Annotated in this window: 17 protein-coding genes and 2 tRNA genes; 4 read left to right on the top strand and 15 right to left on the bottom strand. The window is 56.8% G+C overall.

Translation table 11 applies throughout. The annotated features are described in order from the left end of the window. Window positions 1-204 precede the first annotated feature (204 nt). Window positions 205-411 carry a ribosome modulation factor gene (rmf, locus tag Q672_RS21810; protein ID WP_022984553.1) on the top strand — a complete coding sequence of 69 codons (207 nt, stop codon included), beginning with the start codon at window positions 205-207 and terminating at the stop codon, window positions 409-411. Window positions 412-505: 94 nt separating this feature from the next. Here rmf and Q672_RS21805 read toward each other — a convergent pair whose 3' ends face one another. From Q672_RS21805 to Q672_RS21735, 15 genes are all read right to left on the bottom strand, one after another. After that, a complete protein-coding gene (locus Q672_RS21805; RefSeq protein ID WP_022984552.1) occupies window positions 506-1,507 on the bottom strand; it encodes a quinone-dependent dihydroorotate dehydrogenase in 1,002 nt (333 codons plus the stop codon). Between the two features lie 352 nt (window positions 1,508-1,859). Next, window positions 1,860-4,241 (bottom strand): efflux RND transporter permease subunit, encoded by a 2,382-nt coding sequence (locus tag Q672_RS21800; RefSeq protein ID WP_022984551.1) that lies wholly within the window; start codon window positions 4,239-4,241, stop codon window positions 1,860-1,862. Window positions 4,242-4,253: 12 nt separating this feature from the next. Beyond that, complete coding sequence (locus Q672_RS21795; RefSeq protein WP_031226080.1) at window positions 4,254-5,348, bottom strand: WD40/YVTN/BNR-like repeat-containing protein; 1,095 nt, start codon at window positions 5,346-5,348, stop codon at window positions 4,254-4,256. A gap of 117 nt (window positions 5,349-5,465) precedes the next feature. After that, a complete protein-coding gene (locus Q672_RS21790; protein WP_022984549.1) occupies window positions 5,466-6,875 on the bottom strand; it encodes a DUF1329 domain-containing protein in 1,410 nt (469 codons plus the stop codon). Window positions 6,876-6,920: 45 nt separating this feature from the next. Continuing rightward, a complete protein-coding gene (locus Q672_RS21785; RefSeq protein ID WP_022984548.1) occupies window positions 6,921-8,894 on the bottom strand; it encodes a DUF1302 domain-containing protein in 1,974 nt (657 codons plus the stop codon). Between the two features lie 231 nt (window positions 8,895-9,125). Further along, entirely contained in the window at window positions 9,126-11,756 is a 2,631-nt protein-coding gene (gene pepN / locus Q672_RS21780; protein ID WP_022984547.1) for an aminopeptidase N, read from the bottom strand. 105 nt (window positions 11,757-11,861) lie between these two features. Next, window positions 11,862-14,237: a hypothetical protein gene (locus Q672_RS21775; protein WP_022984546.1), complete on the bottom strand. Its 2,376-nt coding sequence runs from the start codon at window positions 14,235-14,237 to the stop codon at window positions 11,862-11,864. A gap of 255 nt (window positions 14,238-14,492) precedes the next feature. Continuing rightward, complete coding sequence (locus tag Q672_RS21770) at window positions 14,493-14,765, bottom strand: YeaC family protein (RefSeq protein WP_022984545.1); 273 nt, start codon at window positions 14,763-14,765, stop codon at window positions 14,493-14,495. A gap of 111 nt (window positions 14,766-14,876) precedes the next feature. Further along, window positions 14,877-15,767, bottom strand: coding sequence for an NAD(+) kinase (locus tag Q672_RS21765; protein WP_022984544.1), 891 nt, complete (start codon window positions 15,765-15,767; stop codon window positions 14,877-14,879). 61 nt (window positions 15,768-15,828) lie between these two features. After that, the gene (locus Q672_RS21760) at window positions 15,829-16,902 is read right to left on the bottom strand and encodes a cyclic nucleotide-binding domain-containing protein (protein ID WP_022984543.1); all 1,074 of its coding nucleotides are present in this window, start codon (window positions 16,900-16,902) and stop codon (window positions 15,829-15,831) included. 111 nt (window positions 16,903-17,013) lie between these two features. Then, window positions 17,014-18,390, bottom strand: a complete 1,377-nt coding sequence (locus tag Q672_RS21755) for a hypothetical protein (RefSeq protein ID WP_022984542.1) — start codon at window positions 18,388-18,390, stop codon at window positions 17,014-17,016. Between the two features lie 533 nt (window positions 18,391-18,923). Then, window positions 18,924-19,000: transfer RNA gene (locus tag Q672_RS21750), tRNA-Asp, on the bottom strand. A gap of 28 nt (window positions 19,001-19,028) precedes the next feature. Continuing rightward, window positions 19,029-19,104, bottom strand: a tRNA-Val gene (locus Q672_RS21745). Window positions 19,105-19,248: 144 nt separating this feature from the next. Then, window positions 19,249-19,443: a hypothetical protein gene (locus Q672_RS21740; protein WP_022984540.1), complete on the bottom strand. Its 195-nt coding sequence runs from the start codon at window positions 19,441-19,443 to the stop codon at window positions 19,249-19,251. After that, window positions 19,440-20,033 (bottom strand): TetR/AcrR family transcriptional regulator, encoded by a 594-nt coding sequence (locus Q672_RS21735; RefSeq protein ID WP_022984539.1) that lies wholly within the window; start codon window positions 20,031-20,033, stop codon window positions 19,440-19,442. The genes Q672_RS21740 and Q672_RS21735 overlap by 4 nt, the downstream gene beginning before the upstream one ends. Before the next feature lie 162 nt (window positions 20,034-20,195). Between Q672_RS21735 and Q672_RS21730 the strand changes: the two genes are divergently transcribed. The 3 genes from Q672_RS21730 to Q672_RS21720 all read left to right on the top strand — a co-directional run bounded on the left by Q672_RS21730 (window position 20,196) and on the right by Q672_RS21720 (window position 24,528). Beyond that, window positions 20,196-21,986: an acyclic terpene utilization AtuA family protein gene (locus Q672_RS21730; protein ID WP_022984538.1), complete on the top strand. Its 1,791-nt coding sequence runs from the start codon at window positions 20,196-20,198 to the stop codon at window positions 21,984-21,986. A gap of 62 nt (window positions 21,987-22,048) precedes the next feature. Next, window positions 22,049-22,918 (top strand): SDR family oxidoreductase, encoded by an 870-nt coding sequence (locus tag Q672_RS21725; RefSeq protein ID WP_022984537.1) that lies wholly within the window; start codon window positions 22,049-22,051, stop codon window positions 22,916-22,918. Then, window positions 22,918-24,528: an acyl-CoA carboxylase subunit beta gene (locus Q672_RS21720; protein ID WP_022984536.1), complete on the top strand. Its 1,611-nt coding sequence runs from the start codon at window positions 22,918-22,920 to the stop codon at window positions 24,526-24,528. Before Q672_RS21725 ends, Q672_RS21720 begins: the two co-directional genes overlap by 1 nt. Window positions 24,529-24,596: the final 68 nt, after the last annotated feature.

Below are 24,596 nucleotides of genomic sequence, written 5' to 3'. Positions count from 1 at the left end.
TTACATAAACTGTCATCGTGCTGTCCTTTATACGTCATATGCTTAAAGGACGGCCAGCATATTGCTACTTGGTATTCGACACACCCTGGTGCCTTTCCCATACTGAATGTGTCGACCCTGAAGATGAAGCCATTCATTACACGGGCATCGCTTTTGCCCGGGGGTCATTCTTTTGTACCGCTGTCTGTGAAAGGGAAAGCGTCTATGAAGCGACAAAAACGAAACAGAGACGACCGCGCCTATAGCCGGGGATACAACGCCGGCCTCGATGGAAAATCCCGTGAAGATTGCCCCTTCGGTGCGTTAAACGCACGAACTAACTGGATGGGGGGCTGGCGCGAAGGTCGCGCCCATTTCGCACAGGGTCTGCTGGGTGTAGCCAGCATCCAGAATCTGAAAAACATCGGATAACTCCTCAGTTCCTCATCGCGCCGACGCGTTCGCGCGCCGACCCACAGGGCCCCACCAGGGCCCTTTTTCATACGTATCAGAAAGTGAGGAAGGGCTATTTCCAACCCTTGGCAATCTCTCCAATCAATCCCGGCCCCTGGTAAATCAATCCGCTGTAAATCTGCACCAACTCAGCTCCCAGCCGCTGTTTCTCCTGCGCATCTGCCGCACTGTTGATACCGCCGACACCAATAATGGGAATTCTGCCTCTAAGCGCCGCGCTCATGGTTGCCAGTGCCTGATTGGCAATCGGGGTCAGCGGTGCACCGCTCAAGCCACCCTGCTCTTCGGCATTAGCCAGACCTTGAACGCCCTCACGGGACAGGGTGGTATTGCCCACACATACACCGTCAATACCATGCGCAACAAAGGCCTCAGCCATGGCATGCAGCTCTTCTTCCGTATTATCTGGCGCAATTTTGATCACCAGAGGAACCCGGCGACGGTGCTGCTGGTCCAGCCGGGTTTGCGCCTCACGGAGCGTGCCCAGCAGTTTATCCAGCGCTTCACCATGCTGAAGCTCGCGAAGCCCGGGAGTATTGGGGGAAGATACATTGACCACCAGGTAAGTTGCATAGGCATGCACCTTTTGCTGACAGGCAAGGTAATCCTGCACGGCATCTTCCACCGGGGTGTCTTTGTTCTTGCCGATGTTGATCCCCAGCACCCCTTTATAACGGCTGCTTTTTACGGCACCGACCAGATAATCCACGCCCAGATTATTGAAACCCATCCGATTGATGATGCCGCCCGCTTCAGGCACCCGAAACAGGCGTGGCTTCGGGTTCCCTGGCTGAGGTCTCGGGGTGATGGTGCCGACCTCAATGAAGCCAAAGCCCAGATCGGCCAAGCCGTCGATACAGTCACCGTTCTTGTCCAGACCCGCTGCGAGCCCAACCGGGTTGGGGAACTCAATGCCCATGACCTGACGGGGACGATGGGGTACAGCACCCGGCCACAACTTGCCCGCACGTTTGCGCAACATGGCCAGGGTGAGCTCATGGGAATGTTCAGCGGACAGGGAAAACAGCAACGGTCTGGCGAGGGAATACAACATCGATGGGCCCGAATCAGTGAAAACCGCCGGCATTATAGCCAACGGCTGTGGTGACTACGATGCTTTGTGTCGGACAGGAGCCTCGTCATCCGCTGAAGCCCCGATCCACGGCGTGTCCTCCACAGGGGGCACGGAGCTTTCTCAGTATCCTCTGGACCCTCTGTGAAAAATCATTCTTTTCCTCGTCGGCTGATCAGCGCATGGAAAGTGCGACCCAGAGGGTGAGCGCAGCCAGTCACCGACGCTCTTACGGGATGGTCTCTGTTGTGAGCCATTCCCTCAAATACGCGTCGACCACAAAAAAGGCCCGGCATAGCCGGGCCAATAACAACTAACGAAACCAGCGCGTCAGTTAGCCGCGTTGACGGGCTCGCGCTGCATTCGGCTTGAGCAGGAAACGGCCCAGCGCCGGCAGCAGCCACAGGGCGCCGATCATGTTCCACAAGAACATGAAGGTCAGCAGGATCCCCATGTCAGCCTGGAACTTGATGGAGCTGAACACCCAGAAAATCACACCCACGGCCAAGGTAATACCGGTGAAGGCAACCGCTTTACCCGTGGTTTTGAGGGTTTCCTTATAGGCGTCTTCCAGATCCATACCCTGTTTCAGGTATTCCGAAAGCTTGCTGTAAATGTAGATGCCGTAGTCCACCCCGATCCCCACACCCAGTGCGATGACCGGCAAGGTCGCCACTTTTACACCAATACCCAGCTGGGCCATCAGTGCCTGACAGAGAATGGAGGTCAGCCCCAGCGGCACGATAATACAGATCACCGCACGAATGGAGCGGAAGGCAATCAGCACCAGCACCGAAACGACCGCATAGACCAGCGCCAGCATCGGGTACTGGCTGGCTTCGATGGTCTGGTTGGTGGCCGCTTCCACACCCGCATTACCGGAAGCCAGCTTGAACTCCACCACGTCCGCGTTGTTACGGGTTTCGGCGAAATCAGCCACCGCCTTGGTCACACGATCCAGCGTTTCCGCCTTGTGGTCATCCAGGAACACATACACCGGAGTCAACGAGCAATCCAGGTTGTACAGGCTGTCTGGCATGAAGCTCATGACATTGTTCAGGGCGTACTGGTCACGGGAGATGGTTGCCCACTTCATGGAACCTTCGTTCATGTTGGTGGCAATCATCTTGGTGGCTGAGGAGATCGTGGTGACATCCTGCACCCCTTCCACGTTCTGCAGTGTCCAGGCCATGTCATCAATCGCCTGCATCGCCTGATAAGTGTTACAGGACTCCACCGGGGTCTTGCCCATCACCACCAGCACGTCGGCACTGACCGAGTAGTTGGACACCAGGAAGTTCACGTCATGGTTATAACGATAGCGATCCTTGGGCTCATAACCGCGCGGGCAATCCATTTCCTCACAGGGGTCCGGCCACAATTCAGGCGCGCCCTTGTCCAGGTCCCCGATTTTCAGATCCTGACTCAGGTAGATACCACCGGCATAACCCACAACGGCAACCAGAATGGACAGTGCTGCAAGCGGTGTACGGGTGAAGCGCGAGAACAGGGCTGCCAGCGGATGATCTTTCTTCTCCCCTGCCTGAATCTTGCGTACCGAAGCATTACTTACGCCCAGGTAGGACAGGAACATCGGCACAATCACCAGGTTGGTGATAATGATCACCGCCACGCCAATACTGGCCGCCATGGCCAATTCACGGATCACCCCGATATCAATCATGTACAGGGTCAGGAAACCGATCGCATCCGACACCAGCGCCACCATGCCCGGCACACACAGCGCCTGGAAGGTGGAACGCGACGCATCCAGTGACGACATGCCGGAGGCGGCATAGTTGGCCAGGGTATTGACGATCTGCACACCGTGGGACACCGCAATGGCGAAGACCAGGAAAGGCACCAGCATCGAGTACGGGTCAATGGTAAAGCCCAGACTGCTGACAATGCCCAGCTGCCAGATCACCGCCACAAAAGAACAAAGTGTTACGGTCAAAGCACTTCGCAGACAGCGAGTGTCGATCAACAACAGAACGGCGATCAAACCGAGAGTCAGGAAGAAAAACATGGCCACTTCCTGAGCAGCGGCCATCACATCCCCTGCTTTCTTGGCCAAACCGACGATATGAATACGTACGTTCGGGTACTTTTCCTGATAGGTGCTACGAATCTCTTCCAGGCTGGCTGACAGTTCAGGAATATCCACACCGCCATCCCCAAGCGCATCCAGCAGATGAGCATGAACAACACTGGACTGGAAGTTATCCGCTACCAGGCGTCCGACCTGCCCCGAGCGCAGCACGTTAGTGCGAAGTTGCTCCAGAGAATCGGCAGACCCATCATAACCGGCAGGAATCACCTCCCCACCCTGGAACCCCTGCTCCGTCACCTCGTTCCAACGAACATTGCTGGTCCACAGGGAACTGATCTTGCTGGGATCCACACCTTCAAGGGCAAACACCTCATCGGTGATTTCCTTTAGCGCGGCCATGTAATCTTCATTGAAAAGATCGTCACCTTTGGTTTCGGCGACAATCAACCGCACGTCATTACCCAGGCTGAGGTCATTCTTGTGTTCAAAATAATTCTGGATATAAGGGTGGTCCAGCGGGACCATTTTGCTGATATCCGTATTGAGCTGAATCTTGCTTGCCTGAATACCCAGAAGGACAGTAGCGGCAATAAAGAGCAGCAATATAACCGGACGGACCTTGAACAAGGCGCCGGCGATAGATTGAGAAATTCGACCTGACATTGCTGTGCTCCCTTATTTCACGTCTTCAATCACACGCAGACCGCCTTGACCGGCGATCAGGACACCGCCACCGATACGGGGCAGCACTGCGGAGATGGATTCACGGTCCGGCAGGAACCGCAGGGAGAATGACTGGCCGTCATCATGACTGGTAAGGATGCCTCCAGCATTGGTCACCAACACAACGCTGCCATCAGCCAATACCGCACCGTCATTAACGCCACGAGTCAGCTTGGTCGGGATTTTTTTCCAGCTAACACCTCGATTGGCAGACAACCAGACATTGCCTTGCAACCCGTAAACGAGAACCTGGTAGTCTGAAATTGCTGTCACACCAAACAGCGTTCCATCGTAGGGGCTGTCAAGCTGGGTCCAACTGGCACCCTTGTCTGTGGAGCGAAAAATAACCCCTTTCTCCCCCACTACGTAACGATCATCACTCTTCGGCGCATCTGACATGGCATATAGATGCCAGCCATCGCTGTTCTTCATGCGAGCGGCCTGCTTGCTCCAGGTGTCACCGCCGTCAGAGGTCTCCAGGTAATAGCCATAGCCACCCACCGCAACCGCTTTATCTTTGCTTTCACAATGCACATCCAGCAAAGGAGCACCCGAGGTATCGACCGGGGCAGACGAGGCTTCTTCGTAGGGATCGTCGCTATAAAGATCATCCCCATAATCGTCGTCACCATAGGGATCACCATAGATATCATCCATGGACAGATCATCCAGCGGCTCTTCCTCAACATCAGAGGACTCTCCTCCACCCAGTGGATCACTGTACTGAAGTGTCCAGGTTTCCCCTCCATCATCCGTGCCCAACACAACGGCATCGTGGCCAACTGCCCAACCATGACGGGCATCAGCGAAGCAGACTGCTGTCAGCAGGACTTCCGAAGGGGCGACAGCTGTCTTCCAGTGTCCGCCTTGATCATCGGAGAAAAGGATTTTGCCGCGATCACCCACGGCAACAACCCGGCCCCCGGCATCAGCGAGATCCAGGTACGCATTGGCCGCCACCAACGGTGCCTCATTATCAATATACGGTGCCGCCAATAGAGGCGAAGACAGCAAGGCACCCGCTGCCATAACAAGTATTTTTTTCATTGTCCCATCTCTTCCCGATGGCCTCTGACAAGAGGCCGAGTACAAAACGACCGGGATCCTTCAGGGTCCCGGCCGCTTTGTGGATACTGACATTACGTTGTCAGCCTTTTCTTCTGATTAGCGACCACGACGGCGCAATGCTGCCGGGTGGAAGTAACGGTCACCCGGTACAGGCTGGCTGTAGTCCAGAATCGAGGCTTCTTCGTTATCGAGGAACTGTACGTGATAACGCTGGGCACGCAGGTCGTGGAATGCATCAAGAGCAGTCCACTGGGTAGGCACCTCGTAGTAGTTCTTGATGAAGGCAAGGCTAACGCGCCACAACTCACCACGACGGTCGTACTGGTCGATGGCGGCAATTTGCCAGGAGTCTTCATCAATGTAGAAGCGACGCTTGGTGTAAATGTGGCGTTCACCATCTTTCAGATTGGCTTCTACCACCCACACACGGTGCAGCTCCCAACGCTGGTAATCAGGATTCACGTGCCCCTTCTGCAGCAGGGTCTCGTATGAAACATCCGGGCTATCCAGCTTGTAATTGTTGTAGGGGATAAACATTTCAACCGGCTTGTCATGCACCAGAGACCAGTTGTACTTATCCGGGGCCCCGTTGTACATGTCAGTGTCATCTGCCGTGCGCAAGCCATCGGAAGCAGCGATCGGCGTATCGTAAGCCAGGTTTGGCGCACGACGAACCCGCCGTTGACCAGCATTGTAACCCCAGGCCTGACGCGGCATTTTCTTCTGGTCCAGCATTTCATGGACCAGTACCGCACCACCCGCCAGGCGCGCAGGCGCCTTGGTAAAGGAAAGGTAATAGAAAATGATGTTGTCCAGGCTATCAAAATTGTACTTGGGGTCGTAATAGCGGAAATACACTTCCTGCTGAGACGTAATCAGGGAGTAGGCACCGCTGCGCTGAACAGCAACCTCAGAAGCCCGACGCACTACATACAGACCCCGCCACCGCAGGATATGGTTCCAAATGGCCTGAAGCGCCTTGTCTTCGTTGGAGCCACTCAAAATCGGGAAAGGAATACCACCAAAGGCATTATCCACGCCGGTTTCGCCCAACTTGGCTTTGCTCGCATTACTCTTGGTGTTGTCATAAACCCACTGGGGGGCAGAAGTGGAGCGGTGACTCGGATACACATTCAGTTTGAAGGTATCCGGGTAAGTTTTCAGCATTGCCTTGACACCATCAGGCACTTTGTCAGCGTACTGGCCAACATTCTGTGCAGTGATTGTCAGGGCAATCTTGTCACTTTTGTAAGGGTCAGGATGGTGCTGGCCCGGGCTGGTGTATTCCTTGGGGATATCCTTACGCTGAATCCCTCCGGTCCAGTCCGGGATACCCAGGCCTGTAGATACTGCCTTGCCGTTACCTTTTACCTGAGCCCCAAAGGGCGTCAGGCTGGAGGTACCCAGCTTGCCAGCTTCTGATGCGGAAACGGCCGCCTGTACATTGGCCGCTACGCTCAGTGACAGCGCCAAAGCGCTGCCCATTGCGGTCAATTTCTTCAACATGATTGCTCTCCGTGAAATCGGGCCGCACCCGCGGCCCGCAAAAAATTAGAAAGAGTACTTAACAGAAACCGAAGCGTTGTTTCGGTCGGCCAGTTTGTTGGAATATTTGGCACCCCAGAAGCTGGTGCCAGACAACGCCACTTCCAGGTTGTTCAAGTACACAAAATCCAGACCCAATGTGGCAGCTTTACGACCTTCCATAAAGTTGCCGCCAATCGGGGAATTACCGTCAACATCATGTGCAAGACGAACACTCGGGCTCATGGAGATACCCGCAAAGATATTGTTGTATTCCGCTTTTACGACAGCACGGTAACCCCAGGAAGTATCATCAAGGTAATACTTGTCTGGATCATCGGGGCTAAGGATTTCGGCTTCGGAGCTCAAGATTGCCGCTGTGGAGTTGTATTGCACGTCAGAAGTTTCCAGCCCGTCGATATGCTCAACGCCCAGTTCCAGAAGCGCAACCAACCCATCTGTTCTCAGGGCGGGCCCAAAATTGAAGATGCTGACCAGAGAACCGTTGTAGCTATCTACCTCATCATAGAAGTAGTAAAGCTGTCCCGCCTGCACTGATTCATTGCTGTCAAGACAGCTACCGCCTAACTCAGCACGAACACAATGAGGAGTAAGATCGCCCAATGTCGGAGCTGGGTTGGCCGCCGCTGCCGCCAGGGATTGAATCAGGTTATCACCAACCTCGTTAATGATGGCTCGGTTAGGTCTATAGGCAATTTCACCGGCCAGGGAGATATTCCCCAGACTGGTGTTGAAACTACCCCCGATCATATCCTGATCTTCCACATAGGCCATCTGATACTCAGTGGTATCAATGGTCTGGGCAATATTGGCAGGACCGCCCGTATTCAGTTGATTGATACGCGCCCCGACAACCGGGGTACGAGCGTGGGTACGGGTGTAATAGAGGGCAAACTCGGTGCCGTTGAGGTTTTCAGCAAAGTAGCGGTAAGCCAGACCAAACTGGCCACTGTCGCTGGCTTCCTTATCCCGCATACGGTTAACCGTTACCTGTGTAGCTTCGTATTGATAATTCGGACCATAGGTAGCGTTGGTATAAGCGGCAAAGGCATTTTCCAGGCCGGGCACTCCCGCCCCCAGAGCCACCACACGACCATCAATGATCACGTTATCAGCACCCTTGCCCGGGAAGGCATCATGGGTGGAGAAATAAGTACCAGAGGGAGCATCCTCAGAATTCTTCCACTCAAACTGATAAAACGCTTCAATGGTGGAGTTGAAGGTCAGTCCGTAAGAGAAGTAGAGACTATCGAGGGGCAGCAGGGCTTCCTTGATTTCTGAGCCTGGCAACCGCAGAGCGTTCAGATCAAAGTAATTGGCAGTGTTAACACCATTCTGCATGAACAGCGCCTCACCCCAGTTAATTACCTGTTGCCCAAGGCGCACGTTAAGGGGGCGCTCGAACAGATCGAAGTTGGCCCAGACGTACGCATCCAGCAAACGCGCACGCTCACCGGCGTAACGTTCTGCATCCTTCGTGAAATCATCTCCGACACCGTTATTAGCGTAGTCGGAATAGGTGGCATAACGGGTAAAACCGTTGCCGGGCACAAAGGGAGAAGACGGGTTCAATATGCCGCCATCATGCCCACCATCCATGATCTCCTGATCATAGAAAGCGGTTCCCCTGAGGAACATGCCATATTTGCCTTGCCAGCTCAGATCCAGTTCCGGGGTAATCTTGTACACCAGCGACGCAAGGCCAGTGTCAAAATTGTTGTTCGCATCGTTTTTGTTGATCTGGCTGCCGTAACCCGCAGCAGTCATGTCGACTACATCGCCAGTCGCGGCAAGCATGCTGTCCTGTCCCTCAGTACGGAACAGCGCCCCTACAGACAGGGTGGTATCAAGCCGGCCTTGCCAGTCGGGATTGTCAAATTCCAGTTGAACAGCTGAAACGGGTGAGGTCAGACCACTGAGTGCGGTTACACTGGCCACAGCCAGCGCAAGCCTGGTCTTGCGCAGGGGATTATTATTCATTCTAGCTACTCCGAGTCGCCATATACGGCTATTTATTGTTCTTGCGCGCTGCTGACTCTCCCATGATGCCCGCACCAGGTCCCATCATTCTTCCTGATACGGTTCAGCATCGCACTAATGCATAATTCTTACACATCACAGCTAAAAATGAATCCCCCCCTGAAAGCTGATTTACGACCAGCCAGTCACGGGCTACAGCGGGAGATTCATCAATAGGCAAACTTTAGCATTTCAATTGCTTAGCACTCTACCCAGCACCTCCGACAGATTGGCAGAAGCCCCCTTCTTTACCGACTCCAATTCGGCTCGCAGTTTTCCCTGAAGTTCAGCCTTCAAGCGCGGCAAGCGAGCTGCTGCATTGGCAATTCGGGCCGCAATCTGTGGGTTGAGGGCGTCCACCTTTGCCAACATCTCGGCAAACAGTCGATAGCCACTGCCATCCTCCGCATGGAAAGCCGCCGGATTACTGCCGGCAAAGGCTCCCACCACAGATCGCACCCGGTTGGGTGTAGCCCAATCAAACGCCGGATGCTGCAACAGCCCGCGCACCCGCTCCACCTGATCTGTCCCGCCTGCCGAGGCCTGTACCGAGAACCACTGATCCATCACCAACGCCTCGTCTTTCCAGCGCTTTTCGAACTGGGCCAGCGCCTGCGCAGCCCCGGGCAATTGATAGTGCACCAAGGTGCGCAGCGCCCCCAGTTCTTCCGACATGCACAGCGGCAGCTCAAACAACTCCACCGCAATGCGCTCTGCTTCCGGGTGATCGCCCGCCGCAAGATACTCCAGCGCCAGATTGCGTAGCTGGCGACGCCCCATGGCAACGCCATCCATTTGCAATTCGGTAGCGAGCAATGATTCTGACAGCTCCAGCCATTGCGACTGAAGCGCATGACCCAGCGCCCGCCTCAAGGACCGGTGCGCCACATGCACCCGCCCCGGATCCAGCGGTACATGACGATCCCCCAGGGCCACTTCTGACGGCAGAGCCAACAGTAGCGCAGCCTGGGCTGCATCTTCCCCGGCTCGCGCAATGACCTGGTCAAGCACTGCCGCCAACTGGTTCGCCTCCTGTTCGGCAGCTTGCGCAACATTTGCAGTGCCGCCCTCGCCCTTCACCAAGCGATCCAGCGCCGCAAAGTAGAGCTCCCGCGAGGCCGCCCATCGGCAATATCCATCACTGTCATGGGCTAACAAGTGCTCAAGCTGCCCGTCCTGATAATCATGCTGCAGCACCACTGGAGCCGAAAACCCTCGCAGCAAGGAAGGCGTGACCCCGGAGACGCCAGGAAAGACGAAACCCTGTTCCTGCTGGTCCACAATCAACACGACTTCACGGCGACCCTGCTCATCCAGTATGACCGGCTCACCGTCACGATCGAGCAGCGCTATTCTCACCGGAATCACCACTGGCAATTTCTCTGCCTGCCCCGGAGTCGGCGGTGTTTGTTGTCGGAAATTCAGGCTGTAGCCATGCTCGTCCTGCGTCGCCGTCACCGACAAGACCGGTGTGCCTGCCTGGCTATACCAGCGCTTGAACTTGCTCAGGTCCAGCCCTGAAACTTCTTCCATGCAGGCGACAAAATCGTCACAGGTGACCGCCTGACCATCGAAGCGCTCGAAGTACAGATCCGTGGCCTTGCGAAACCCCTCTGCGCCAAGCAGGTGGTACTGCATGCGCACAATCTCGGCCCCTTTCTCATAAATCGTCAGGGTGTAGAAGTTATCAATTTTCTGATACTCGGAAGGCCGCACCGGATGAGCCATCGGCCCCTGGTCTTCCGGAAATTGATGATTCACCAGAAAATCCACATCCTCGACACGCTTTACCGCCGCAGAGTTCATGTCCGCCGAGAATTCCTGATCACGGAATACGGTAAACCCTTCTTTCAGGCTCAGCTGAAACCAGTCCCGGCAGGTCACCCGGTTACCGGACCAATTGTGGAAATATTCATGGGCAACCACCGATTCCACCCGCTGAAAGCCCGCATCGGTTGTGGTCGCCGGGTGCGCCAGGACACAGGAGGTATTAAAGATATTCAGCCCCTTGTTCTCCATGGCTCCCATATTGAAATGACTCACCGCTACGATCATGTAGATATCCAGATCGTATTCCCGACCATAAGTCTGCTCGTCCCAGCGCATGGCCTGCTTCAGCGATTCCATGGCGTGATCCAGCTTGTCCAGGTCACGGTGCTCGGCGTACAAGCGCAATGCGACTTCACGACCAGACATGGTGTTGAAGGTATCTTCCAGACAGGCCAGGTCCCCTGCCACCAAGGCAAACAGATAACAGGGTTTCGGGAACGGATCCTCCCAGGTCACCCAATGTCGTTCACCGTCTTCACCACTGGCGACAGGATTACCGTTGGAAAGCAACAGCGGGAAGCGTGCCCTGTCCGCCCGAACGGTGGTGGTGAACCGGGACAACACATCGGGGCGATCCGGAAAAAAGGTAATGTGGCGAAATCCTTCAGCCTCACATTGCGTGCAGTACATACCCTTCGACAGGTACAACCCCTCCAAAGCGGTATTTTTTTCCGGCTCGATATCTACCACCGAGCTCAGCGTACAACGCTCAGGCAAGCCGTCCACGGTGAGCAGGCCAGCCTCATAGCGGTAGCTGGCCTCGTTCAGGACCACGCCATCCAGCGCCAACGATCGTAATGACAGCCCTTCGCCATTGAAGGTCATACTCGAGACACCCGCAGCATCCGCGTGCCGCTGCAGCACCAGCTCACTGCTGACGGATGTCACACCATCATGAATGTCGACGTCCAGTCGCACTTCATCAACCCGGTACGCGGGCGAACGATACTCATCAAGACGCGTGGTTTTCACAGCAGAATGCGCTGTTTCCATTAGAGACTCCTGCGAGGGGATATGGCGGGTATCTTACCGTGTACCCAAAACAACAACACCCCGCCGGGGCGAGGTGTTGTTGGAACACGTCAGTAGCAGGCAAACTCAGGGAGCTGGCGCCTCCACATCTGCAGCAGCCTGACTGCCAACGGCAACCTGGGCGCCATTGGACAACACAAAGCTCACCACCTGGGCCTGAAGTTCAGCGGTTACCTGCGGCGCACCGCCAGAAGGTGTCAGGAGGGAAGCGTGGCCACCCGCTGTCATCTTCACGATGCCAGGCGTGGAAGTCACATTCGCGGCTCCAGCGCCAAGCTGATTGGCACCCGCCAGAGAAGCAAGCCCCTCTGTTCCCATCAAAGGTAGCGCAGGATCGCCGTTCGGCACGACGGTATCACCATTGATTTGCTGCAATAGAACCGGAACGTTCAGGCTATCAAGAGTGCTTGCGAAATTCACCGGATCACCTGACGCCATGGTGCTCTGGGCAACGTACAGGAATCGCTGGTAGTCCTCGCTGGTGGATTCAACACCGTTAGCCGCCAAACCCGCCTGAATCCGCGGACCAAAGGTCGGCGAAGTATTCAGCAGATGCGCCAGCTGAGACCCGCCAGCAGAGCCCACAAAACCGACCACCGGGTTCAGGTTGCTGCCAAAACTTGCGTCATTGCTCATGGCGATCTGGTTTACCGTGCTGAACACTGAACCCACAATGGAACCCAGTGACACACCCACAACCGTCACATTGTCAGTATTCAACGAACCGTTGCCATCAATGTCCAGGGCACTAATGGCTTCCAGGCTGGCGTTCAGGTTAAGCAAGTCCATTACTGATTGGCGAAGATTGTCACGGGTATTTGTCAGATCAGCCAGATTGATGAACCAAGCACCAGAACCGTCCAGAGCGGTCGGGTTGGCAAAGTTCATTGCTGCCGGGTTCCCGCTCGCATCCTGAGCCACATTGAAGTGACGCTCATGCAAGCCATCACCATACAGTGTCTGGAACGGAATCAGCTGGCTGTTCTCTACATTAAGGGCTGCAGCAAATGCACTGTTGGCTGGTACACCATGAACCGGCAAATCGATGGCCACTGTGGCAATACACTTGGAGGCAAGTGTATGACCCAGCGCCATCACAGAAGTCCGGTCGCTGGTGATGCCATGCACGTAAATCACCGTGGGGTAACCGGTGTTATCACGCACTTGGGCACAGCTCGCACCACCCAACTCCGCAGGCGTCGCCGCCGGGTTCGGCAACGTTACCTGCAGGGGGACAGTCTCATCGCCGGTCTTCGCGGCAAACGGATAGCGGTAGGTCACATTGTAGGTGCCATCCACATCCATCGGAGGAATGCCATTACCCAGCTGGGAGCCCAGCACCTGGTCTGCACTCCAGTCAGTCTGCAGGTAGCTCAGGTCAGCGGCAGAGGCCGGAGCCTTCTGGTAATAAGGCAGATCAATCGCACCGGTATAAAGCGTACCCACATCAGCCGCCAGGGCACCTTGAGTCAGGGTACCAAAATCGACACCGGTAGCCGCGTTGACCGCCACAGTCCGGGCTTTAGGGGTACTTAGTACAGGCTCAAGCGCTGCTGCGTTGGCGGCGGCGGCACTGGGGTCCGCTCCTGCATCCACTTGTGATTGATAGATGGCAGCACGCGGGGCAGCCATGGCCACCAGCGGAGCCAGCGGGTCGGTCGTGGTAAAGGTGTAGGAAATCACCACCGAATCTTTTGCTTCATCCATATCGGTGTGTAGACCGGCACCCATCAGCACCCCTGCGGCAATGGTCTCCCAGCCCTGCACAGCAGCCCGAACCGGCGCCAGAGTGGCCGGCAGCGCAGGCTCATTGGCACCCATGATGCGGTAAGAGGCAGAACCCCCAACCTGATCACCCGAAGTATCCATCAACCCTTCGGTCAGAAATACGAGATACTTGGTTTTGGCCTGAAGCGGGGCCACCGGGGTAATGCGCAAGGTGTTATTGCTGCCACCGCCAACCGATTCCACGCTGGCAGTAAAGGCTGTAGTGGCCATCAGAGAAGCGTTGATTCCCACGATATTGTCCGGGTTCAATGCATCCCCATCACCACCGGAGGTATCCAGCGGCACCAGGAAGATATTCGGCGCACAACCGGCACCCATGGCAGCCTGGATAGGCGTACACAGGCTGGCAGCGTCAATGCTGCCCTCAAACGCAATATCGAAATAGGCTGAAACGGAGAAGCCGTCCAGCTTGTTCACCGCTGCCTCAATCGCATTTTCGGGCACACCCACATTGGCCGTACCGTCGCTGGTTGCCGCAGCTGCAAAAATCAGGTCGGTATTGAGAGGCAGATCAGAGGTAATGGGATCAAAACGGGGATGCGTACCCAGGTAGGTCGCGCCTTCGCTTTGATCAGGAACTGTATCACTGCCGCCACCACAGGCGGCCAGAGCCATAGCGACTGCCGCAGGCAGTACTTTCTTGTAGATATGCATGGGTTCTCCCAAACCGATTGTTATCTAATTATTTTCTGCCGAAAAGCCGGCAAAGGCGGCTAAACTCCACCGTCTCCCGAGGCCTGCATCTACGCCCACTTACTGAGGATTACAGGACGCCGCATAAGAAGATTACAGTATGAGCCGTGGCATACCAATGGGGAAAACACGACAACCGCAGGAAAAAGAGACTGTTAGAAGCAAAAAAACGACGACCCGTCGGTCACGTGCATAATTATGCAAGCCTGCGATTTTCTATTGCAGGGTATCCGGACCTCTCAGCGTCACAGGCTGCTCCTCGGCCTTGCCTGAATCACTCTTGCAGGCCTGCTCCATATACCCCGTGCGCTGCTCTTCAGGCAGGTGTTTTGCCTCCCAGGTCAGCACGGCCTGCATACACATCTCGCGCTGCTCTTTTGAGAGCACGCGGCCATCAGGCCACTTGCCCAGCTCCACGGCGCGACGCATGTTGTCACAGATCTCTGGGGTCATGGTGGCAATCAGGTCTTCGAAGCTTTGATAACTCATGATGTGTTCCGGTTTCAAATGCATCATGGCGGAGATCGGCGCACGCCGATTTCTGCCCTACGACAGGCTTTTGCCCGTCTTGTGACTTTCGCTATTCACTGAAACTGCAGTTCAGTTGCTATCGCCAGGCCGGGTACTCCAGCCCAGTTTCGAGCGGCAGGCCTGATAGAAGTCGTGCCCCGGCGGGTGAATGAGACGCAGCCGGTGGGGCTTCTTCTTGATGGCAATAATATCATCCACCTGCAGGCGAATCCCCTCTGTGCCGTCACAGCTGACAAGAGGACGTACTTTTTCAGTGGTGATGTGGATCTTGATCTCACTGTCCCCCGCGACCACCAATGGCCGGCTGGTGAGGGTATGCGGATTCAAGGGCACCAGCACCATGGCATCCAGCTTGGGGTGCATGATCGGGCCACCACCGGACAAGGCATAGGCTGTGGACCCCGTAGGCGTGGACACAATCAGGCCATCAGACCGCTGGGCGTAGACGAAATGGCCGTCAATCATGAGTTCGAAGTCGATCATGTGCACGCTGTCACCGGACAGCAACACCACATCATTAAGGGCCGCGCCCTCGCCGACCACGGTCTTGCCACGACGCACTTCAAGATCCAGCAGGAAGCGGCGCTCGGTGGTGTAATCCCCATCCAGCACCTGCCCGACCCGGGACTCAATCTCGGAAGGAAGGATATCGGTCAGAAAGCCCAGGTGCCCGCGGTTAACCCCCAGCACCGGAACATCGAAACGCGCCAAAGTACGAGCGGCCCCCAACAGACTGCCGTCACCACCAACGACAATGACCAGATCACAGGCCTCCCCCATCTGCGCCGGACTGGCCGCTTGCAGCCCCATCTCAGGCAAGCTGGAGATAATGTGTTTGTCGAGGATCACGGTGCAATCCCGTCCATGCAGGAAGTGAATCAGCTGGCGCAGGGAATACAGCGCCTGCTCACTCTCCGAACGGGCAATCAGCCCAATATTGCGAAACTTGTCTTGCGCCACGGAAATCCCTGGGGCAGCGGTTGCTGCAGCCGGTTGCGGGGGACGCTACCGGCGGCAGCCATCACCCCTGAGTGAGGTACTCGTTCAGGGTAGCAGCATTGGCATTTAGCCCGCCATCCAGAACGATTACGTCCAAACCGGCGTTTTTTAACAGAAAAGCGGCCGTTGCGCTACGGCGGCCGGTGTCACAATAGGCCACATAGGTCTTGCTCGGATCCAGCAGGCGGGATTTCAGGCGCAGCACATTCAGCGGCATATTGGTGGCGCCGACCAGATGCTCCTGATCAAACTCATCACTGGTTCGCACATCCAGCCACCAGGCACCACGATCCACGGATTCCAGCACTTTGTCCGCCGCCATGGTATTAATAATAGGTTCACGCAGCAGGGCATCGAAATCCTTGCGATCCAATTTCATCAATACCCCATCCGTAGCCATGGTCACGGTGGCGTTTCGGGGCTTACCGGACAGCAGAGCCTCTTCACCAAACCACTGCCCCTCCTCCAGCATGGCCACCGGGGTCGGCTCACTGTCCCCCATACTGATGGAGACCTCGCACACACCTTCTTTCAGTATGTAACAGCAATCAGCAGCCTCTCCCTGGCGAATGATCACATCGCCTTCCTTCTGACGGAACGCGCGCAGACGCCGGAATATTTCGAGGATGTTGGTGGGGGGAACCCGGTGAAACAGTTTGGACTTGAGCAGACGAATCATCCACTCGCGATCGTTCTGGTAGGCAGAGTTGGCGTTGATGTCCAGAATCACGTAACCGGCAGACTGGTCCCAGGAGAGAATGGTATCCAGCCGAAAACTGTCAAACCGCACCACACTTACTTCCCCCAACGCTCGTGCAGTACTACGGCGCGGCTGGGCATGATCCAGCGGGTGCCAGGATGCCGTATCGCCAGCGCTGACCACCTGCGTTTTCCCTTCTTCATCTGTCAACTCGACCTTGCCACTCAACAGATAAATCGTGGTGTTGTCCTGATCCCCCAGCGAAAAAAGGACATCTTCTGACAAATAGCGGCACACCTCCTGCTGATCCAGTAACCAATCGAGCTGATCACCAGACAAGGCATTCACGGGCACAAAGGTCTGTAGAAGGCTTTTATCAATGGACTCGCGTGCCATATCCGCCACTCCCGATATTTTGCTTATTTCTGTTATTGAGGTTTATCTGCGGTAACTTCTGCAAGAACCCTACCAGTTCCCGACAAACAGGGCGCATGCCGCCCTTTCGCACTATCGAAATCTCAGCACGTTGTCGATGGCGGAATCATTGCGACAATTCGGACAACGATTGGCGTTACAATCCGAGACTCCCGGTTTGAACTGATTGGGCACCTCTACACGAATGACCCGCTTGCCACAGGCCTGCCCATCCTGGCCAATACCCACCTGACAAACCGGATTTTCGTAATGCGCCAGCCAGGCGCGGTAATGGTCTTCGGTCACCAGGCACTTGCGCGCAGCAAACGCCACCGGGTTTTCCATGTAACCGGCAATCTGATTGGCAGGGATAGAGATGTGGCCCGCACCGGGGTGAAAAGCGATAAAGCTGAGACCCAGCTCCTCGAGCTTCTCCAAAACTTTCTGGGCGCCACTATTGGCTTCCTTGGCCTGATTTCGCTTCAGCGCAGTCACTTCCTCACGGAGCTCACCGATCAAATCATCACGGTTGAGCACGTCCATTTCCTTGGCATGGATCTGCTCGGCCAGGCGAGCGCGCTCTTCTTCCAGGCGCTGCTCCAGAGCCAGTTTGTACTGTTCGGTCAGCACCTCCAGCTCACTGCCCTGATTTTCGCTACGTCGACTTTGCTCTTCCAGGCTCTGGTTCAACGACAGCACCTGGGCCTTGAGCGACTCATTCTGCTCTCTCAGGGCGCCATTCTGGGATTTCAGCGCCTTGAACTGCCCCATCACTTTTTCAATCTGGGCATTGAGGATTTCTTCCTTCTGCTGCGCAGAATAACGCAGCTTTGCCGCCTCTTCGGACTGGGAGTTTTCCAGGGTCTGCACCCTCAGACGCAACTCCTTGATAATCCGGGCAAGCCGCACCCGCTCTTCGTCATCTTTTTTGCGAACCTCTTCGTCGGCCTTGACAGCGGGAGCGGCCGGTACCTCCTGAGCGCCAAGTACAGGCGGCGCAATGGATGGCGGCTCCATATCATCATCAAGCTCCAACCCCATCTTGGAGCCTCGGTCATAAATGGTATCGCGGATAGCAATAAAGTCGTTGGCGCCGGGCTTCATGCCCGGATCCCACAGTTGGTCCTGGTGCCAGGCCACCGGGCACTGGCTGCGGCAAGCAAGACGAACCGGTCCAGCCCCCATATCCGGCCCCTGGGCCGCATGCTCGACCAGATGGCGAAGCGGCACATTCCAGGTCGTATCAGCCATTCCGTCTTCATCGAAGTCAATGGTAAACAACACCAGACCTCGCACCTTCAATTGGCCATTCACAACACAATAGGCGCCACGCACCTCTTTGTCGGCGAACTCCGGCACACCGACCATCCCGTCCAGAATGGCTTCGAAGTCGGAATACAGCATACTCTTGCTGATCCCTCGATGATCAAAAAACAGAATGGCTTCGGATGTCACCGCAGATGAAGACATGAAGTGCCCTTCCTTTCCCTGAATTATTGTAGTTGCCGCCGCTGCCTTACCCCGTCACACCCAAAGTGACAAACACAGCACGGTTCGGCCAATTATAGTCAGCCACATCAGAAAGAGTGTGACCTGAATGGCAGATAAAAAAAAGCAGACATCAGGAGGCATGACCCATACAGGTCAATTCGTTAGAACAGAGGGGAAGTCGAATAACAAGGCAGGCGCAGAGAGGAAAATCGCTGATGGGCAACCGTGCGGGAGGAGACGTTAAAGCTCCTCACCGTCATCGGCCCAATCATCATCTTCCAGCCATTCTTCCAGGCTTTCCATCAACTGCTTTTCTTCCAGACGCTCTTCAAAGAGTTCTTCCATTGTCATTTCCTTTTTTGTCATTTCACATGTCGTCCAAATGATTAGACACAGGAAAGGTGACAAGTTCATTAAAGGCGAGAATGGCAACAGGAGGCGCGGGGATGACGTGGGCAGTAAAGCCTGAAACAGAAAAGGCCCTCATTTCTGAGGGCCTTTTCTGCGAATAGTGGCGGAGCGGACGGGACTCGAACCCGCGACCCCCGGCGTGACAGGCCGGTATTCTAACCAACTGAACTACCGCTCCACATTCCTTTCGGAATTCTTTCAAATTTTGGTGGGTGATGACGGGATCGAACCGCCGACCCTCTGCTTGTAAGGCAGATGCTCTCCCAGCTGAGCTAATCACCCATGTTCGCGTCGCTGCGAAGTGGGCGCCATTTTAGGGATTGGGCCGGGGGTGTCAACGGCTTTTTGCAGAAAAATGTTCGTTTGCCTACAAAATGCGCTAAACGGGCAATTCTTGGGCAAAACGGCCAGAAAACCACCGCAAAATCAGTCGCCTGCCGCCTCCAGCGCCTCAATCTTGCGCTTTGCCTCTTCCAGGGTGAAGCGCCCTGGCAGGTTCTGCCCATTGGGCCGCGCAACAAGGTAATGATGCACATCCAGCGCCCAGGTCTGACGATTGAGCTCCCCTTCCTCGATGATGCTGTAGCCCGTTTGCCCCCAGGCAATGGCGTTGCCGATCATGGATTTTCCCCAACGACGCGGGCAAGCATGATATCGGCCAGATTATCCAGGGTCAGAGAGCCGTCGCGGTCAAACCAGTTGGGAGCCCACCCCGTCATACCCGTGAGCAAACGGCGCATAATGAAAGGATCGGTCTTGAACGCCCCCTGCTCATGAAGCGCCTGCAACGCATCCAGCCACAGCTGTTCATAAATGCTTCGCAGCTCCAGCGCCTTGTGCTGCTTCTCTTCACTCAGGCAGCGCCATTCCGTCACCATCACCGTCATGGCCTCGGCCGTGTCGCCCACAATGGACTGCAGTTCGGCGCGAATCAGTGCGCGCAGCTGGCCTTGCGCCGATGATTCTGCGGCCACCGCATCACGCAGGCGAGCCGTATTGAAGTGGATCACCTCTTCCATCACCGCATAGAGGATGTCTTCCTTGGTCTTGAAGTGATGAAAAATGGAACCGCTCTGAATCCCCACGGATGCCGCAATGTCACGTACCGTGGTGCGATCGAACCCCTTGTCGCGAAACAGATGGGCCGCCGCGCTCAGCAGCCGGCCGCGCGGGGAATCATCGATTCCATTAATTGCCAGTGACTCAGCCATTGTTGTCCTCTTTTTGTCTGGCGGCATTATCCCGGTTACAGGCAGCTGGCAGCAAGGCGAAGCCGGGGACCGGACTCACAAATTTCAGCCCCACACCTTTACAGACCAAGCGCTTGCTTGGTAGCTTACGGAACCATGCTCAAACAGGCAAATGGAGCCAACATGACCGATTCGATTCGCATCGGCTGCGCCGCCGCTTTCTGGGGCGACACCAACAGCGCCGCTTTCCAGCTGGTGAAGCAGGCCGAGATCGATTACCTGGTATTCGACTATCTTGCCGAGGTGACCCTGTCGATCATGGCTGGTGCACGTCTGAAAGACCCGGAAGCCGGTTACGCCCATGACTTTGTTACCCAGGTCATGGCACCACTGGCGAAAGACATTCGCCGCAAAGGGATCAAGGTCATCAGCAACGCCGGCGGCGTCAATCCCCGCGCCTGCCGGGCCGCGCTGGAAAAAGCCTTCGCGGCAGCGGGGGTGGACCTGAAAATTGCCTTGGTGGAGGGCGACGACCTCAACCCTCGCCGCGCCGATTTTGCCGAAGCCCGCGAGCTGGACAACGGCACGCCCCTGCCCCCCATGACCCTGACCATGAATGCCTATCTCGGCGCCCTGCCCATCAAGGCCGCGCTGGATGCCGGTGTCGACATCGTACTGACCGGGCGCATCGCAGACTCTGCCCTGGTGCTGGGCCCACTAATGCATGAGTTCCACTGGGCCAACGACGACTACGACAAACTTGCCCAGGGCTCACTGGCCGGCCACGTGATTGAATGCGGCGCCCAGTGTACCGGCGGTAACTTCACCGATTGGCAGGAGGTCCCCGATTTTCACAACATGGGATTCCCGATCGCTGAATGCTTTGCCGACGGTGACTTTATCATCAGCAAACCCGACAACACCGGCGGACTGATCACCCCGGCCACCGTGGGCGAACAGATCGTCTATGAAATCGGTGATCCGCGAGCCTACATCCTCCCGGATGTGGTGTGTGATTTTACCCAAGTGACACTGAGTCAGGAGGGCGACAACCGGGTACGCGTCAGCGGCGCGCGCGGCTTGCCGCCAACCGACAGTTACAAGGTGTCCGCCACCTACCCGGACGGGCACCGGATTACCGCCTCTTTCCTGATGGGCGGCATGGGTGCCCCGGAAAAAGGCCAGGTGGTTGCGGATGCGATCCTGCGCAAGGTTTCCGGTCTTTATCAGCAATTGGGTATGCCTCCCTTCCGGGAAACCAGTGTGGAGATTCTCGGCAGCGAGGCCACCTACGGCGCCCAGGGACAGCGCGGCGACACCCGAGAGGTAGTGGTCAAGATCGCCGCCCTGCACGACGACAAGAAGGCCCTGGGGCTGTTCGCCCGGGAAATCGCCCAGGCCGCCACCGGGATGGCCCCGGGGCTCTCCGGCCTGGTGGGGGGTCGTCCGAAACCGGTGCCGCGCATCCGGCTGTTTTCCACCCTGGTCAACAAACAGCAGGTGCCGGTAAGCGTGGATCTTGGCGGCGAAACGCACCCCGTAGACATTCCTGCAGGTGTGCCGCTGGACCCTGCCCGGCTACCCGCCGACCCGGCCGGCGCAACGCAAACGTCCGCAGACTTGACCACCGTTCCGCTGATCAAGCTGGCCTGGGCACGCAGCGGCGACAAGGGCAACCATGCCAATATCGGCGTCATCGCCCGGCACCCTGACTACCTGCCCTTTATTGATGCCGCCCTCACTGAACAAGCCGTTGCGCATTATATGCAGCATGTCCTCGACGCAGAGACCGGCAGCGTGGAACGCTGGGCCATGCCCGGCATGAACGCCTTCAATTTCCTGCTGCGTAACGCTCTGGGCGGCGGCGGCATGGCATCCCTGCGCATCGATCCCCAGGGGAAAGCGTTTGCCCAGCAACTGCTGGATATGCCGATCCTTGTCAGCCAGGACATCGCTGACGAAGTGGGGGCATGATTTTGATTTTAGCGCCTGACATCAGACGTCCGACGCTTTCAACCAATAGATAAGGGAATTCCATGTCATACCGTTCCGTCTTCAAACCTGATCTGTTTGCCGGCAAAAACATCATCGTGACCGGCGGCGGCTCCGGCATTGGCCGTTGCACCGCCCATGAGCTGGCCTCATTGGGAGCACGTGTGGTGCTGATCGGCCGCAAACAGGAAAAACTGGACAGCGTGATCGCCGAAATCAACGAAGACGGTGGCCAGGCACTGGGCTTTACCTGTGACATCCGCGACGAGGAGGCCGTCAAAGCCACCGTAGCGGCAGTCTACAACGCCGTAGAGACCGTTCATGGTCTGGTCAACAATGCCGGCGGCCAGTTCCCCTCCCCGCTGGCCCTGATCAGCCAGAAAGGCTGGGAAACCGTAGTGCGCACCAACCTGACCGGGGGCTTCCTGATGGCCCGGGAAGTTTTCACCCAGGGCATGAACCGCAGCGGCGGGGCCATCGTCAACATTGTCGCGGACATGTGGGCAGGCATGCCGGGGATGGGACATTCCGGCGCAGCCCGTGCCGGCATGGTGAACTTCACCCAGACAGCTGCCTACGAATGGGGAAGCTGCGGGGTGCGCGTCAACGCGGTTGCTCCCGGCTGGATCATGTCCAGTGGCATGGACACTTACCCCGAGGGCTTCAAGCAGACACTAAAAACCCTCAAGGCCGCGGTGCCACTCAAGCGCATGGGCAACGAGGCCGAAATTTCCGGGGCAATCTGCTTCCTGCTCAGTGATGCCGCAGCCTTTATCAGCGGCGACACCCTGCGCATCGACGGTGCCGCCAGCCAGGGCAATGTGGCGGTCTTCCCGTTGCCCGATCACGACAACAGTGCGCCGTTCGACGGCTTCCACCGCGCCACCACGCCCGACGTATTCAAGGATCTCTAATGGCTGTCATCGACTCCACACTGGACACCCAAAGCGAGGAATACCAGCAGAACCGCGACGCTCTGCTGGCCGCCATCGAGGAATTCCGTGCCATCGAACAAAAGGTGGTGGACACCGCGGAAAGCAAGCGCCCGAAGTTCGACAAGCGCGGCCAGCTGCTGCCTATCGAACGGGTCTCCCGCCTGCTGGATGCCGGCTCACCGTTCCTGAGCCTGATGAACCTGGCCGGCTACAAGATGCATGATGACAAGGACGGCACCGAAGCCGGTGGCGGGGTTATCGCCGGTATCGGCTACGTGTCCGGGGTACGCTGTCTGGTCACCGCCTCGAATTCGGCCATCAAGGGCGGCACGGTCACACCCTCCGGGCTGCACAAGACCCTTCGCCTGCAACGCATCGCACTGGAAAACAAACTGCCCGTCGTCAGTCTGGTGGAATCCGGTGGTGCCAACCTGAATTACGCCGCGGATGTGTTTGTAGAAGGCGCCCGCACCTTCGCCAATCAGGCGCGGCTGTCTGCCGCTGGCGTCCCGCAAATTACCGTCGTGCACGGCAACGCCACCGCTGGCGGCGCCTATCAGCCGGGCCTGTCCGATTATGTGGTCGTGGTACGCAACCGTGCCAAGATGTTTCTGGCCGGGCCGCCGCTACTGAAAGCCGCCACCGGGGAAATCGCCACGGATGAAGAACTCGGTGGAGCCGAAATGCACAGCGGAACCGCCGGCACCGCCGAATACCTGGCAGAGAATGATGCCGACGGCATTCGCCAGGCCCGCGATCTGATTCGCCTGCTGGGCTGGCAACGCGCCGCGCAGAAAGCACCGGACCACCAGCCACCGGCTTACGATCCGGAAGAACTGCTCGGCGTGATCCCTGACGACAGCAAGAAACCCTACGACGTGCGCGAAGTGATTGCCCGCGTGGTCGACGCCTCTGAGTTCCTGGATTTCAAGAACGAATGGGACAGTGCCACAGTGTGCGGCTGGGCCACCATCGAGGGTAAACCCGTCGGGATTATTGGCAACAACGGCCCCATTACTCCCCGAGGTGCCGCCAAGGCAGCACAGTTTATTCAGCTGTGCGACCAGACTCGCCGGCCACTACTGTTTCTTCACAACACCACCGGTTTCATGGTCGGCACCGATGCCGAGCAGAATGGCGTGATCAAGCACGGTTCCAAGATGCTCCAGGCGGTGGCCAATGCCCGGGTACCGAAAATCTCCGTGGTGATTGGTGGCTCCTATGGCGCCGGCAACTATGCCATGTGTGGCCGGGGGCTGGATCCGCGCTTCATCTTTGCCTGGCCCAATTCCAAAGTCGCCGTCATGGGTGGCCAGCAGGCCGGTACCGTGTTGCGCATCGTCGCCGAAGCCAAACAACGGGCGGCGGGTCTGGAACCGGATGAAAAAGTGCTCGATATGCTGCAGCAGACCACCGCGCAAAAACTCGATAGCCAGTCCACTGCCCTTTACGGCACCGCCCACCTGTGGGACGACGGCATTATCGACCCCCGCGACACCCGCAAGGTGGTGGCCTATGCACTGGACATCTGCGAAGACGCAGAACAAAGACAGCTACACCCGAACGCCTTTGGGGTGGCAAGACTTTAGAGGCAGTTAACAGTGAATAGTGAACAGTTAACAGCGAAAACCCTGGCTCACAGGCTCTTACAGGTTTT

The organism is Alcanivorax sp. P2S70 (assembly GCF_000475295.1).
GTDB classification, from domain to species: domain Bacteria; phylum Pseudomonadota; class Gammaproteobacteria; order Pseudomonadales; family Alcanivoracaceae; genus Alcanivorax; species Alcanivorax profundi.
This window is presented reverse-complemented; position numbering and strand designations above follow the sequence as displayed.